General features: G+C 69.7%; 12 protein-coding genes. 3 read left to right on the top strand and 9 right to left on the bottom strand.

The genetic code is table 11. From position 1 onward, the window contains the following. Positions 1–6: 6 nt before the first annotated feature. The 8 genes from KIK09_RS45970 to KIK09_RS45935 all read right to left on the bottom strand — a co-directional run bounded on the left by KIK09_RS45970 (position 7) and on the right by KIK09_RS45935 (position 7,717). Positions 7–1,512: a hypothetical protein gene (locus KIK09_RS45970; RefSeq protein WP_214325865.1), complete on the bottom strand. Its 1,506-nt coding sequence runs from the start codon at positions 1,510–1,512 to the stop codon at positions 7–9. A gap of 9 nt (positions 1,513–1,521) precedes the next feature. Next, entirely contained in the window at positions 1,522–2,787 is a 1,266-nt protein-coding gene (locus tag KIK09_RS45965) for an NAD(P)/FAD-dependent oxidoreductase (protein WP_214325864.1), read from the bottom strand. Further along, entirely contained in the window at positions 2,784–3,161 is a 378-nt protein-coding gene (locus KIK09_RS45960) for a GtrA family protein (protein ID WP_214325863.1), read from the bottom strand. The genes KIK09_RS45965 and KIK09_RS45960 overlap by 4 nt, the downstream gene beginning before the upstream one ends. Continuing rightward, positions 3,154–4,146 (bottom strand): glycosyltransferase family 2 protein, encoded by a 993-nt coding sequence (locus tag KIK09_RS45955; protein ID WP_214325862.1) that lies wholly within the window; start codon positions 4,144–4,146, stop codon positions 3,154–3,156. Before KIK09_RS45955 ends, KIK09_RS45960 begins: the two co-directional genes overlap by 8 nt. Before the next feature lie 140 nt (positions 4,147–4,286). Further along, on the bottom strand, positions 4,287–5,369 hold the full coding sequence (locus tag KIK09_RS45950; RefSeq protein ID WP_214325861.1) for a glycosyltransferase: 1,083 nt from the start codon (positions 5,367–5,369) through the stop codon (positions 4,287–4,289). 77 nt (positions 5,370–5,446) lie between these two features. After that, the gene (locus tag KIK09_RS45945; protein ID WP_214325860.1) at positions 5,447–6,295 is read right to left on the bottom strand and encodes an NAD(P)-dependent oxidoreductase; all 849 of its coding nucleotides are present in this window, start codon (positions 6,293–6,295) and stop codon (positions 5,447–5,449) included. Between the two features lie 127 nt (positions 6,296–6,422). Further along, on the bottom strand, positions 6,423–7,091 hold the full coding sequence (locus KIK09_RS45940) for a WbqC family protein (RefSeq protein WP_214325859.1): 669 nt from the start codon (positions 7,089–7,091) through the stop codon (positions 6,423–6,425). Next, positions 7,088–7,717 carry a PIG-L deacetylase family protein gene (locus tag KIK09_RS45935; RefSeq protein WP_214325858.1) on the bottom strand — a complete coding sequence of 210 codons (630 nt, stop codon included), beginning with the start codon at positions 7,715–7,717 and terminating at the stop codon, positions 7,088–7,090. The genes KIK09_RS45940 and KIK09_RS45935 overlap by 4 nt, the downstream gene beginning before the upstream one ends. Before the next feature lie 478 nt (positions 7,718–8,195). Here KIK09_RS45935 and KIK09_RS45930 point away from each other — a divergent pair, with 478 nt between their 5' ends. After that, positions 8,196–8,798 carry a class I SAM-dependent methyltransferase gene (locus tag KIK09_RS45930; RefSeq protein WP_214325857.1) on the top strand — a complete coding sequence of 201 codons (603 nt, stop codon included), beginning with the start codon at positions 8,196–8,198 and terminating at the stop codon, positions 8,796–8,798. Between the two features lie 102 nt (positions 8,799–8,900). Further along, entirely contained in the window at positions 8,901–11,945 is a 3,045-nt protein-coding gene (locus KIK09_RS45925) for an ATP-binding protein (RefSeq protein WP_214325856.1), read from the top strand. On the opposite strand, the gene KIK09_RS45920 is transcribed toward KIK09_RS45925, so the two are convergent. Continuing rightward, positions 11,883–13,025, bottom strand: coding sequence for a sensor histidine kinase (locus KIK09_RS45920; RefSeq protein WP_214325855.1), 1,143 nt, complete (start codon positions 13,023–13,025; stop codon positions 11,883–11,885). The genes KIK09_RS45925 and KIK09_RS45920 overlap by 63 nt on opposite strands. Before the next feature lie 138 nt (positions 13,026–13,163). Here KIK09_RS45920 and KIK09_RS45915 point away from each other — a divergent pair, with 138 nt between their 5' ends. Beyond that, positions 13,164–13,364 carry a hypothetical protein gene (locus KIK09_RS45915; protein WP_214325854.1) on the top strand — a complete coding sequence of 67 codons (201 nt, stop codon included), beginning with the start codon at positions 13,164–13,166 and terminating at the stop codon, positions 13,362–13,364. The last annotated feature ends 96 nt before the right edge of the window (positions 13,365–13,460 follow it).

The raw sequence follows: 13,460 nt of genomic DNA, 5'->3' as shown, positions 1-13,460 counted from the left end.
TTCGATTCAGTACCTGCAGTAGAGAGCCAGGGCGGGCGAGGCCGCCTCCTTCAGCGCGAATCCGGGCAGCGGCTCGTACGGCGACGCCGCGCTCAGCACACACCGCGCCCGATAGTCGTCGACGATGCGCTGACGCTCCTCGACGCTCGTGCGCGCATCCAGGAAACTCCGCACTGCCTGGCGGCGCTGGTCCTCGTCGGGGACGAAGAAGTGCTCGTAGCCGGGCGCGACGGATCGGATTCCCCAGACCGGCAGTTGCCGTGCGGCAGCCTGGTCCGCGGTCAGCACCACGTCGCCTGGCCGCAGGTATCGCTGGACGAAGCGCAGGGGTGCCGCCACATCCTGGTACCTGCCGAGCCGCAGGTTCGTCGGGAGGATCTGGAGCACGGCCGATCCACTGGTCGCGCAGGCGCCGATGACCGTCGCGGCGGCGACCACCTTCCGGTACCGCCCCCAGCGCCGCGGCCGCCCCACCAGGTGCCGGGCGAGCGCCAGATGGAGCGCGAGCACGGGGAACGGGATCAGTCTCGCCACGGAACCCACCCCGGCCAGGACTCCCACCAGGATCACGGCGGTGCACACCGCGAACATCCCGAGCAGCTCAGGCCCCATCTGGCGGCGGCGGTCCCGCAGCAGGGCGGGGAGCCCCAGCAACGACAGCCCGTAGAAGGCGATCGGGTTCTCCAGGAGGCCCGTCTGGACCTGGTCGAAGCCCTCGCCGCGATTGAGGAGGGTCGAGAAGCCGAAGTAGGGCCAGTAGAGCAGCGCGAACAGGCCCGCCGCCGCCGGCGCCAGCAGCGCGAGCAGCCGCCACGGGCTCCACCGCGTGCAACGGAAGAGGATGAGACCTGCCCCGGCAGAGGCGGCGCCGAGAGCGGTCGCGGAGTTGATCAGAACGAGCGCTCCGGACAGCACGCACAGCAGGGCGAGCCGCCGCACCGTCGGCCCGGAACGGAAGCTCAGCAGGGTGTCCAGGAACAGCAGCGCGAGCGCCCCGGCGAACGTGGCCGGGTAGCTGAAGCCCGACACCAGCGAGTTCAGCGCGAACACGCCGCTCCAGCCGACCGTCTTGACTCCCCAGAGGAACAGCGTGAACACGAGCACGAGCACCGGTGTCCAACGCCCGCCGCCCAGACGCCGGCAGAAGCGGCGCAGCGCCCAGAACAGGAGCACGCCGTTGAGCGGACCCGCGAGCTCGAAAACGGTCTCGGCGGACAGCCCCGTGGCGCGCGCCACGAAGGCCAGCAGCAGCTCGTACGGCTCGAAGTAGGGCCACGGGCCGGAGCCGCCCACCAGGGGGTTGGCCGGATGCCATGGATTGTCCACGAGCGCGCGGATGCTGGCCACATGCGCCTGCCAGTCGCCGCTGCGGATGTGATAGGCCGTGATGACCAGCCCCCACACGACGAGGGCGGTCGACACGAGCACGTAGGGATCGGTCAGGAATCCCGGTAGCTGCCTGCTGGGGCGGACGCGATGGCGCGTCCCGGCGACCAGTTGATCGACCTGCATGACGGATCCTCAGCTGAGATGGTCACGGACGACTTTGCGGGCCATCGCCACCGCGTAGTTCTGCCCCCGGTCCTGGGGGTAGACCTGCGCCATCGTGGCGAGGAAGACCCCGGGCAACTCGGTGGTGTGCGGTGGGATCCACGCGCGATAGGCGGAGGTGACCACGGGCTGGGCGAATCCGGAGCGCGAGAAGTGCCACCGTTTCACCCAGGACAGGTCGAAATCCGGGTTGATCCTGCGGATGAAGGGAGCGAACCGGTCGAGCAGCTCCTCCGGAGGCGTGACGAACCGCCAGTCGTCCCTGGGGACGTAGTTCCCGACGTAGAGCAGATGGCGGCCACCGTATTCACGGGGTGGGATCATCCGGGTGTGCTCGACGAGGGCCAGGAAGGGGAACTCGGGGTCGTTGACGTTCAGCCAGTAGTACGGGATCACGCTGCGGTCGAGCTCGAGGACGAAGCAGGTCGCCCCCAGATAGTGGTTCTGCCACAGGGAGTCCTGCGGGTCGGCGCCGACCGCCTTGGCGAAGGCCGGCTGCGGCACCGTGACCAGGACCCGGTCGAACTCGTACCGCGACCCGTCCTCCGTCGACACCAGCACGGGCCGGCCCGCGCCGGCCTGGCTGATCGTCGACAGTTTCCTGCCGAACTCGAGCTTGCCGCCCTCGAGCGTCACCCGCTCCGCGAGCGCCGTGTAGAGCTGCGCGAACCCGCCGTCCAGATAGCCGAGCTTGAAGGTACGGCAGTGCACCCGGGCCCACAGCCAGGCCATGGAGATCTCGGCGGCCCGGTTGCCGAACTTGCCCGCCAGCAGGGGCTCCCAGATCACGCTGCTCGCCCGCCTGCCCGCCCATCGGCGTGTCCAGTCGAGCGCGGCGACGTCGTTGAAGCGTTCCCCGTGACGGACCGCCTTGATCGCGGCCGAGCTCAGCCCGAAGCGCAGCCGGTCCACCAGGGGCAGAGGGCTGAACCGCAGCATGTCGGCCGGCGTGCTGAAGGCGTGCAGCCGCCCGCGGTGGTAGATCCCGGTGGTCGTGGCGTGAAAACGCAACCGGTCGGCCAGGCCGAGCTCCCCGATCAGTTCGATGATGGCGCGATCGGTGCCGAACAGGTGGTGGTAGAACCGCTCCAGCGGGACCTGGTCGATCAGGAGGGAGCCGGCCAGCCCGCCGAGCTCGTGGGCCGCCTCGAGCACGACCACTTCCTGCCCGCTCCTGGTCAGGTCGTAGGCGGCTGTCAGTCCGGTCGCGCCTGCTCCGATGACACCGACCCTCATGCGAAACTCCACTTCTTGTTCAGCCAGTACTGCATGACGGCGACGCACGGAATGGTGAGCGCCTTCACGAGAGTCGCCTCGATGCCGAGCACGGTGACGAACACGTGCAGCGCCGCCGTGGTGACCGCCATCCCGAACAGCCCTACGCCGTAGAAGCGGGCGAAGCGCACCGCCAGGCGGTCCCGTTTGCCGAAGGTGAAACGGCTGTTCAGCAGGAAGTTGCTGGTGATGCCCAGCGTGGTGCTCAGCGCGTTGGCCACCTGCTCGTGCAGGCCGACCACGTCGAACAGCAGCGCGAACGTCGCGAGGTCGAGCGACACTCCGCTGCAGCCGATGACCATGTACAGCAGGAACGGCCGGGCGGCGCTATTCACGGCACCCGGCGATCACGTCCTGGACGATGTAGAGCGGGCGGTCCTGGGTCTGCTTGTACATGCGCCCGACGTATTCGCCGATGACGCCGAGCGAGAGCATCTGGATACCGCCGAGAAACCACATCACCACCATCAGCAACGTCCAGCCGGGCACGGACACCTGCGGAAAGAAGACCCGCATGGTCACCGCGTAGAGGATGCCGAGCGTGGAGAGAACCACGGTGAGGAAGCCCAGCCTGGTGATGATTCTCAGCGGCACCGCGGAGAAGCTCAGGATGCCGTCCAGGGCCAGCCCGATCATCTTGGCCATCGGGTAGTTCGTCTTGCCGGCGACTCTCGCGTCGCGGTCGAAGGGGACGGCCTTCTGTTTGAAGCCCATCCAGCTGACCAGGCCCCGAACGAATCGGTTGCTCTCCCTGCTCTGGCGCAGGACGTCGGCGGCCTTGCGGTCCATCAAGCGGAAGTCGCCGGTGTCGACGGGGATGTCGACGTCCGCGAATCGGCGCAGCAGCCGGTAGTACAGGTGCGCGCTCAGCCGCTTGAACAGCGTGTCCTTGCGGGTCCTGCGCTGGGCGTAGATGATGTCGGAGCCGCTTTCCCACTCCGCGATGAGGTCGATGCTCACTTCGGGCGGATCCTGCAGATCGGTGTCCATCACGATGATCGCGTCGCCGACCGCATGGTCGATACCGGCCGTGATGGCCATCTGATGGCCGAAGTTGCGCGACAGGTCGATGACGGTGATCCGCTCGTCCGCGCGGGCCAGTTCATGCAGGACGTTCAGCGAGCCGTCAGCGGAACCGTCGTTCACGTAGACGTACTCGAAGTCGAAGCGGGAAAGCAGGTCTGTGCTCGCGGTCAGCCGCTCGTGAAAGAGCCGCAGCCCGTCCTGCTCGTTGAACACGGGCAGGACGTAGGAGATCAGTTGCCGGGGTTTCGTGCTCGTGGCCCGCGTATCCACCCGGATCTCATTGCTTGCCGACATATCTGTCCCTCCCTGCGGTCGCCTTCACGAATGTCGAACCGGGGAGATGCAGTTAGCGGCTGTTAATTCTCGATGAGAAGGATATTGAGGACAGACGGCGCCAGGGCGGAGGCTCGGCCGATGACTCGATCAAGATCTGGTCAGCGTACGGCTGCGCGCCTGGTGTAGAGCTCCTCGAACCAGCGCGCGGTGTGGGACATGTCCAGCAGGTCCGCGCCCGCGGCGGCGCCCGCACGGAGCCGGTCGTGCGACTTCATCGCCTCGAGAATGCCCGCGGCCAGATCCTCCGCGGAGCCGGGCCTCGTCAGTATCCCGTTCTCTCCGGGTTTGACCAGGTCGGGGATGCCTCCCACGGCAGGCGCAACGACGGGCACCCCGGCCGCCAGCGCCTCCATGATCACCACGGGCAGGGCCTCCCAGCGGGAGCTGAGCACCAGCAGGTCCGACGCCGCGATCAGCCGGTTGGCCCGCGGCAGGAGACCCAGCAGCCGCACGTTGCCGCCGAGGCCGTACCGCTCGATGTCCTCGACGATCCGCTGCTGCATCGGCCCCTTGCCCGCGAGCAGGAACATCGCCTCGGGACGGGCCTTGACGACCTCCGCGGCCGCCCTGATCAGCAGGTCGTGCCCCTTCAGGCGCAGGAGATTGGCGACGAACGCGATAAGGAAGGCCCCGTCGGGGACCTCGAACTCGCGCCGCACGCTCTCCGCGTCCGCCGCCAGGCGCTGCTGCTCCTTGACGTCCACGCCGTGCACCCGGACGGAGATCCGGGGCGCGCCCCTCGTGAGCGGGGCCTCGGCCACGATCCGCGACACCGCCACGGTCTCGTCGTCGAGCCTGCGGGTGAGCCGGTCGAGCACCTTCGTCAGCGGCCGGTACTTGACGCTGTGCACCGTGCGCACCAGGTACGGCCGGCGGCGCCGGAACCGCGACGCCAGCCGCAGGGCGATCGCAGGCACCGGGGAGTGCGCGTTGACCACGTCCGGGCGGAGCCGCCGTACGGCCGCGACCAGCCGCAGGTACACCAGCAGCCGCCCGCTGCCGGACAGGTCCACCACCGTGATCCCGATGTCGCGCAGGGCGTCGACGAGCCCCGTGGTCGTCCTGCGCAGGCACACCACGGTGTAGTCGACGCCCGCCCGAGGGGCGGCCTTGAGCCGCTCGACCAGCAGGACCTCGGCACCGCCGATGTCCAGGGTCTTGGCCACCTCGCAGATCCTCATGGTGTTCGTCCCCCTCTTCCGGATATCTCGCCGACCACTGTATGTAGCGAGGCGATCACAGTGGGGGACGTCGGCGGCTAGGTCAGCACCTCGTAGAGGCTGCCCACGCCGTCCTGGCCGTGGCCGGCCGCCTCGGCGCGCTCGAACAGCCGCAGCAGCGCCTTCGGCCAGGACGCGTCGACGCCCTCGTCCTCCAGCGCGTGCACCGCGTGGCCGAGGCCGGCCACCTGCATGTGCAGGCTGTTCTCCCCGCCCGGGTACTCCCCGCTCTCGAAGTTCTCCGTGAGGATCTTCAGATACCCCATCGGGCCCTCGACGGCCAGGCCGCCCACCAGGTGCTGGGCGAAGGGCAGGAACTCGCCCGGCTTGGCGCCCGCCGCCCCGACCAGCGCCGTGGCGTGCATGTGGGCGGCCAGCGACGACCAGAACATCAGCAGGCTGGCCTGGTAGTACGACATCGCCAGCCCCGGGTCCTCGCCGACGTACCTGACCTCGGTGAGCGCGGCCAGCGTGTCCGCGAACCGGTCGAGGGCCGCACGAGGCCCGCTGTAGTAGGTGTACGCGCCGGGCAGCCCGATGCCCGGCGGCGGGGTCATGATGCCCGCGGTCACCAGCACGCCGCCGCGCGAGGCCACCCAGTCCGCCGCCTCCCGCAGCCGGTTCGGCGTGTCGGAGCTCAGGTTGACCAGCACCTTCCCGTCGAGCCGCTGCTCTCCGAGGCTGTCGTACATCGCCTGGTAGTCGATCTGGCTGATCACCACGAGGTCGCTCGCCGGCCGGTCGGCCCACTCGGCACCCTTGGCCAGCAGCGGGTCGGCCTTGCTGCGCGTACGGTTCCACACGCTCACCCGGTGGCCCGCCGCAAGGAACGTCTCGGCCATCTTCGAGCCCATCGGGCCAAGGCCGATCACAGTCACATCAGTCATGACCCCAGGCTTCCTCGCCCCGCTTCGGAAATCCTTCGGCTCGGCTACGGGTCAACCCGAAGCGATGCGGGTCCCCGAGCGTGCGCGATGACGAGGGCTGGGAGATGCGGGTGCCCCGCGAGCGCCTTCAGCCGGCCAGTAGGTCTTTTGTGTCGTCTATCCCGTTTTCGGCAACGAGATGAATGATCGAGGGATTCTTGAGTCCGTGCTTCGTGCTCGGCGCCGCCCATGACTGCGTCTCGATGGCGATGCCGCGGGCCGCGAAGGCGGGCTGGTCGAGGTAGGCGGCACCGGGCTGCCCGGTCAGATAACTGGAGCCCCCCACCGCGCTGACCAAATTGAGCATCAATTCGCCTTTCGCCCCTGAGACGTCGAGATCCGAACTGCGGATCACTTTGCACGACGGCTGGAGGAGCGAGGAGATGGCGCAGAAGGAGCGCCAGCACACGGCCTCGATGGTCGTCGCGTCAGGCTGGTACACCGGGTCGAGCATCGGTTTCACCACGTCCCAGTGCGCGCTCCTCGCGTAACAGTGCAGGATGCTCGTCCTGTGCTTGAGCCACCCGTCGCTGAGCCGCGCCTCGGACCAAGGCACGTCTCGCGAGCCTTGCTTGGGAAGACGCAGGACGAGCTGCTGGCCGTTCGGCGTCTCGACGATGGTCCGATCCTCCCATTTGGTGGAAGATCGGGCGAACTTCACGGAATCGAGCCAGATGAAGATGTCAGAGTGGAACACACGGTTCCATACGTGCGCGCGAGCCCAGTAGGTCGGCTGAAGAATGGCAACCGTTGTCACGACCGCCTCGCATTGACGAGCCGGAGGATTCGAAACGCCTCCGCGTACTGAAGGCCGACGCTGCTTCCCCGCAGTGTCGCCCAGGCGTCGACGACATCGGGGGCGATCACTTCGCGTCCGAACTGCGATGACTGGTAGAGAGACACCGCCTTGAGCTTCAGGTCGCGGACGGATTCGATGTCCACGTAGTAGTTCAGCTCGATCTCCCGCCCGTCGAACCCCCAGGTGGATCCGGGGTATTCGTAGGCGGCGACCATCTGCGCGATGTAACCGTTGCGCGACAGCGGGCGGGTGGCACTGATGCCCGCTTCGAACGTCACCACGTGGTCCTGGTGGTATGACGGGGCCGGAATCATGACCTCGCGTGGCCGTTCAGTATGCAGGACCTTTTCGATCCGGCCGACGAGTTCGCGCCGGTCGACAGAGAGCAGGCGGGCCTCCCACTCCTTTTCGTAGAGCACGGTGTAACGGAACCCGAGAATGTCGGCGACCTGGTCGATCTCCACGTTGTCGTCGGTCGGCGCGACGACGAACACCACCATGGGGTCGTCGGCCATGGCCAGAACGCCACCGCATCCCAGGGTTTCGTCATCCATGTGCGGTGCGATCACTACTAGATCGGACATGCCATCCTCCTTGGGGGCAAGGACTGCCTTCGCGACGGGGCAAGGATTGCTTTCTCGACCGACGAGGCATTCCTGTTGTCCGGGCCGCCGCAGAGATCTCTACCTCATTTGTAATCCCTTAGTCACTCTTCGTGCTCGGCGTTTCGGGTATGTGTTTCGTGAAGAGATCCTCGAGCTGGTGCCAAGCCCGCCCTCGATCCCTGCTCTGCAAAGGGGAGCAGGGCCTCCGGGCGCGTACTTGCCCCTTCAGGGGGGCGGGCAGATCGATCGCCGGGATCCGGGCGGGCAGGGAGGGTGTTGATGAGACCACGACAAGTGATCAGGCTGTTACGCTGAGGGCGCCTGACGACTACAAATAGTGTTGCAAAGACGACAGAACGTGATTTCCTGGAGTGCCGTCGGGTACTGGGTTGCGCGACACCGGAGCGCTGCGCGCGGTTTCGACTCTGGAGGCAGATCTGTGACTTCCGTCCATTTGATGGTCGATCGCTCACGTCGTTGGCTCACGGGCCGGTGGTTCGACGTTCGCATGGGAACGGATACCTCCGGCACACCGGCCGACCGCGGCATCGCTCACCAGGAGCTGGAACACCAGCCGAGCGACCTGCGCAAGATCCGGCGTGCTCTACGCGCGCTGCGGCCGGGGCCGGACGACGTGGTGATCGATTACGGCGCCGGGCTGGGGCGCATGATGCTCGTCCTCGCAAGAGACGTGCGAGTGCGCCGGATCATCGGGGTCGAACACCAGGCCGAGCTGTACCAGCGCGCCCAGCGGAACATCGCCGCGGCGCGGCCGAAGCTTCGCTGCAAGGACATCAGCATCGAGCAGGCCGACGCACGGAAGTACAAACTGCCGGACGATGTCACCGTTGTTTACTTCTACAACCCCTTCCGCGAGCCGACCTTGAGAGAGGTCATGGAGAGGATCGTCGAGAGCCTGCGGCGTGTTCCTCGCAAGCTGACCATCGTGTACAACAATCCTCCGGCGTGGAGCTCCGCCGTGGCCGAATACGGCTTCGAGCGCCAGATGATCGAGCAGCGCCTGCACTTCTACCACTGGATGTCAGGCACCGGGACGTAGGCCTCGGGCTCGGGCGAGCCTCGACTCGATGAGTCGTCGCCGCCTTGTCCCGCGTGACTGCTACGGAAGTCCGACGGGCCCGCGACGGGTTAACGTGACGTGGTGAGATTCGGGGTGCTGGGGCCGCTGGCCGTATGGGGTGAGGACGGCGAGCCGGTACACGTTCCCGAGACCAAGGTGCGTGCGCTGCTGGCCGACCTGCTCGTCCACGAGGGGCAGCCGGTCCCGGCCGACCGGCTGATCGAGGATGTCTGGGGGCGGGCGACGCCGGCGAGCACGCTCCAGGCGAGGATCTCCCAGCTCCGCCGCGCCCTGGGCGACCCGGGCGCGATCGTCCTGGGCCCCGCGGGGTATCGGCTGACCGCCGCCGACGTGGACGCCGACCGCTTCCTGGCGCTGGCCGGCGCCCGCACCGGAACGCCCCGCGAGCGCGCCGACCGGCTGGAGGAGGCGCTCGCGCTGTGGCGCGGCCCCGCTTACGCCGACTTCGCCGACTTCGACTTCGCCCGGCCCGAGATCACGCGACTGGAAGAGGCCCGGCTGTCCGCCGTCGAGGAGCTCGCCGAGGTACGGCAGGCACTGGGCGAACCCGTCGAGGTTGCCGACCTGGTGGCCGCCCACCCCCTGCGGGAACGGCTGCGCGCCGTGCACATGAAGGCCCTGTACCGGGCAGGCCGCCAGAGCGAGGCGCTGGCCAGCTACCGGCAGCTGCGCACGCTGCTGGCCGACGAGCTGGGGCTCGACCCGTCACCCGAGATCGTCGCCGTGCACGAGGCGATCCTGCGCCAGGATCCCGCGCTCGCGCCGCCCGGCGCCGCCTCGAGCCTGCCCACGCCGCTCACCGACATGATCGGCAGGCAGACGCAGGTCCGCGACGTGTCGGCGCTGCTGGAGACGTTCCGGCTGGTGACGCTGACCGGCTCGGGCGGTGTCGGCAAGACCCGGCTGGCTCTGGAGATCGCCCGGCACGTGACCGGCGATCCGGCCGCCGAGGCGCGTGGGAGTGTGGCCTTTCCCGACGGCGTGTGGCTGGTCGAGCTGGCGGGCGCCGCCGACGTGGCCGAGGCCGTCGCCGCGGCGCTCGGCATGCGCGACGACAGCGCCGCGCCGCTGGCGGAAAGGCTCGCGAGCGGCCTGGCCGCCAGGCGGATGCTGCTCGTGCTCGACAACTGCGAGCACGTCATCGAGCAGGTGGCCGCGCTGACCTCGGGCCTGCTGCGTGCCGCACCCGGGCTGCGCGTGCTGGCCACCAGCCAGGAGCCCATCGGCATCACCGGCGAGCGCGTCAGCGTGGTGCCGCCGCTGTCCGAGCGCGACGCCACCCGGCTGCTGGCCACCAGGGCGGGCGTCCCCGAGGACGAGACGCTGCGCGTCATCTCACGTCGGCTGGACGGGATCCCTCTGGCCCTGGAACTCGCGGCCCCCCGCGTCCGCGCCCTGGGCGCCGAGGAACTCGCCGGGAGGCTCGGGCCGCCCGGCGGCGAAGCGGACGGGCGGCGGGCCGACGAGCGGTTCCGGCTGCTCAGCTCCGGCATGCGGGACGCGCCCGCCCGCCAGCGCACGCTGCGGGCCGTGCTCGACTGGAGCTGGGAGCTGCTGCCGCCCCCCGAGCGGATCGTGCTGCGGCGCCTGGCCGCGCACGCCGACGGCTGCACCCTGGAGGCGGCCGAGACGGTCTGCGCCGAGCCGGGCGTGGACGTGGTCGACGCGCTGGTCCGGCTGGTGGACCGCTCGCTGGTCGTCTCGCGCGGCTCGCGCTTCCTGCTGCTGGAGTCCGTGGCCGCCTACGCGGCCGAACGCTTTGACGAGGCGGGCGAGCGCGAGCTGATCACCGACCGGCACGCGCGTTACTACACCGAACTGGCCGAACGGGCCGACCTGCGCGGCCAGGGCCAGCGGCAGTGGCTGGAACGCCTGGACGCCGAGAGCGCGAACCTGCGCCTGGCCACCCGCGGCCCCTACGCGCCGCGCCTGGTCAATGCGCTGGCCTGGTACTGGTTCCTGCGCGGCAGGCTGGGCGAGGCCCGCCGTACCCTGGCCGCGGTGCTCGAACGCGGCGGCAGGGCCGAGGAGGTGGCGCTCGCGACCGTGTGGCAGGCGGGCATCGCCATGTCCGTGGGCGAGGCCGCCCCCGCTGTGCGCCACGACGACCTGGACGCCGCCGGACGGGCGCTGGCCGACTGGTTCCTCACCCACGTCCGCTGGGCCTACGGCGACTTCGACGAGCACGAACGCCGCCTCACCGGCGCGCTGGAGACCTTCACCGCGCTGGACGACAGGTGGGGGATGGCCGCGGCGCTGTCGCTGCGCGCCAAGTTCGCGGGAGGCAGGGGAGACCTGGCCGCCATGGAGCGCGACGGCGAGCGCAGCCTGGCCCTCTTCCGCGAGCTGGGCGACGGCTGGGGCCAGATCGAGGCGATGGACACGCTCGACCGGCTGGCCGAGATCCGCGGCGAGTACGACGAGGCCACCCGGCTGCGCATGCGCGGGCTGCGCCTGGCGGAGGAGCTGGGCTTCGAGACCGCCAACAAGCTGTCCGCGATCGGCCGCAGCGCGCTGCTCGCGGGCGACTACGAGCGGGCCGACGACTACCACGAGCGGGCCAGGCGGCTGGCAGTGGAGCAGTCCTACAAGGGCGCCGAGGAACACGCCGTCCTGGGCCTGGCCGTCAGCGCCAGGCGGCAGGGACGCTACGCCGAGGCCGAGGCGTACGTCCGGCCGTGGCTGGCGTGGCTGCGCCAGGTCGGCGGGCTGCCCGGGATCGCCTTCCTCATGGCCGAACTGGGTTTCGCCGCCGAGCAGCGCGGCGAGGCCGAGCTCGCGCTGGCCAGGCAGCGCGAGAGCTACCAGGCCGCCCGGCAGACCGGCGACCCCAGGGCGATCGCCCTGTCGCTGGAAGGACTGGCCGGCGCCCTGTCGCTGTGCGGCCAGGCCGAGGAGGCCGCCAGGTCGCTGGGTGCCGCGGCGGGCATCAGGAACCTGGTGGGCGCCCCGCTGCCCGACGCCGAACGGCTGGACGTCAACCGGATCGGCGACCGGCTGACAGGGCTGCTCGGCGCCGAAGCGTTCGCCGAGGCTCGCCTGTCAGGGCAGCGGGAACTCGGCGACCACCTCCCAGGCGCCCTGCGGGGTCGGGCCGGCGTATAGCCGCCCGCCCAGCGCCTCGACCCGCTCGGCCATCCCGACCAGCCCGAACCCGCCGCCGAGCCGCGAGACCCGCGGATCGGACTGCGAGCCGTAGTTGCGCACCCGCAGCACCAGCTCGCCGCCGTTGCGGCGCAGCTCCGCCTCCACCCAGCCGGTGCCAGGGGCGTGCTTGCGCACGTTGGTGAGCGCCTCCTGCAGCACCCGGTGCAGCGTGGTCAGCACCTCGCGCGGCAGCGTCCGCTCGTCCACGCCCTGCCCGATCTCGAAGGCCACCCGCGGCCCGTCCTGCGAGAACCGCTCGGTCAGGATGCGCAGGTCGGCCAGCGTCATGCCGGGCGTGCGCGCGCCCTCCTCCTGCTCGCGCAGCACCGACACCAGGCGGCGCATCGACGTCAGCGCCTCGGCGCCGGCGTTGGCGATCGCGTCCAGCGCGGGCACCACGGCGTCGGGTTTCATCTCGGCCACCGTGCGGGCCGCCTGCGCCTGCACGACGATGCCGGTGATGTGGTGGGCCACCAGGTCGTGCAGCTCCCTGGCCAGCTCGAGGCGCTCGGCCCGCCGTACCGAGTACACGGCCTCCGTGCGGCGCTCCTGCTGGAAGCGCAGGTAGCCGCCGATGCCCGCGGCCATCGACCAGGCGGCGAACAGCAGGAACGAGAAGGCCAGCCCGGCGTTGTGGTAGTCGCGGCCGCCGCCCTCGGCCATCAGCACGACCAGCGAGACGATCGCCAGGATCGCCGCCCGCCTGACCGGCTCGACATTGCGCAGCACGCCGATCGTCAGCACGAGCATCGCGCCCGTCTCGGCCGTGCCGGGCGCGCCGGCGAAGTTGATCCCGCCCATGATCACGGACACCGCGAAGGACAGGCCGAACAGCAGGGCGAACCCCTCGAGCCGGAAGCGGCGGCGCAGCACGACTGCCACGATCCCGACCCCGCCGCAGATGGGGACCAGCCACTGCAGCCCGCCCGTGCCCGCGGCCATGACCAGGTCGACCAGCAGCATCATGCACAGCCAGCCGATGACCGCTATCTCGCTCAGCCGCCGGATCCAGTACACGATGCGCTTGGTGTCCCCCACGGCCTTGAGCCTAAGCCGCAAGTCGGACAGCCAGTATCAACCGTTCGGCCGAGGCGCCGGCCTCAACCCCAGCCCTTCAGCGGAGGTGCCAGGCCCGGCCCGGCGAGCATGCTGGATGACGTCGGAAGGGGGAAAGAAATGATCGTCATCGGGTTCGTTCTGCTGGGAGTGGGACTGGTGGTCGGAGTGCTGCTCGCACTGGCCGACCCCGTGATGCTCTCCCGGATCAACGGCCAGCCCGCCGAGGGCTCGAGCGGCCGCTTCATCCAGGCGCCGCGCGAGGACGCACAGGTGGTACGGCTGCCGCAGCGCAGCACCCACGAGACCAAGGCCGCCTGACAGGGGCAGCCTGAGAGCTCCGGGCTCGTGAGTGGCATGGCCACGAGCCCGGCAGGGCGCACGTCGGGGGACGGCGCCCCGGAAACGGTCCGCGAT

The sequence above is a fragment of the Nonomuraea sediminis genome (assembly GCF_018531495.1).
GTDB lineage: Bacteria > Actinomycetota > Actinomycetes > Streptosporangiales > Streptosporangiaceae > Nonomuraea > Nonomuraea sediminis.
This window is presented reverse-complemented; position numbering and strand designations above follow the sequence as displayed.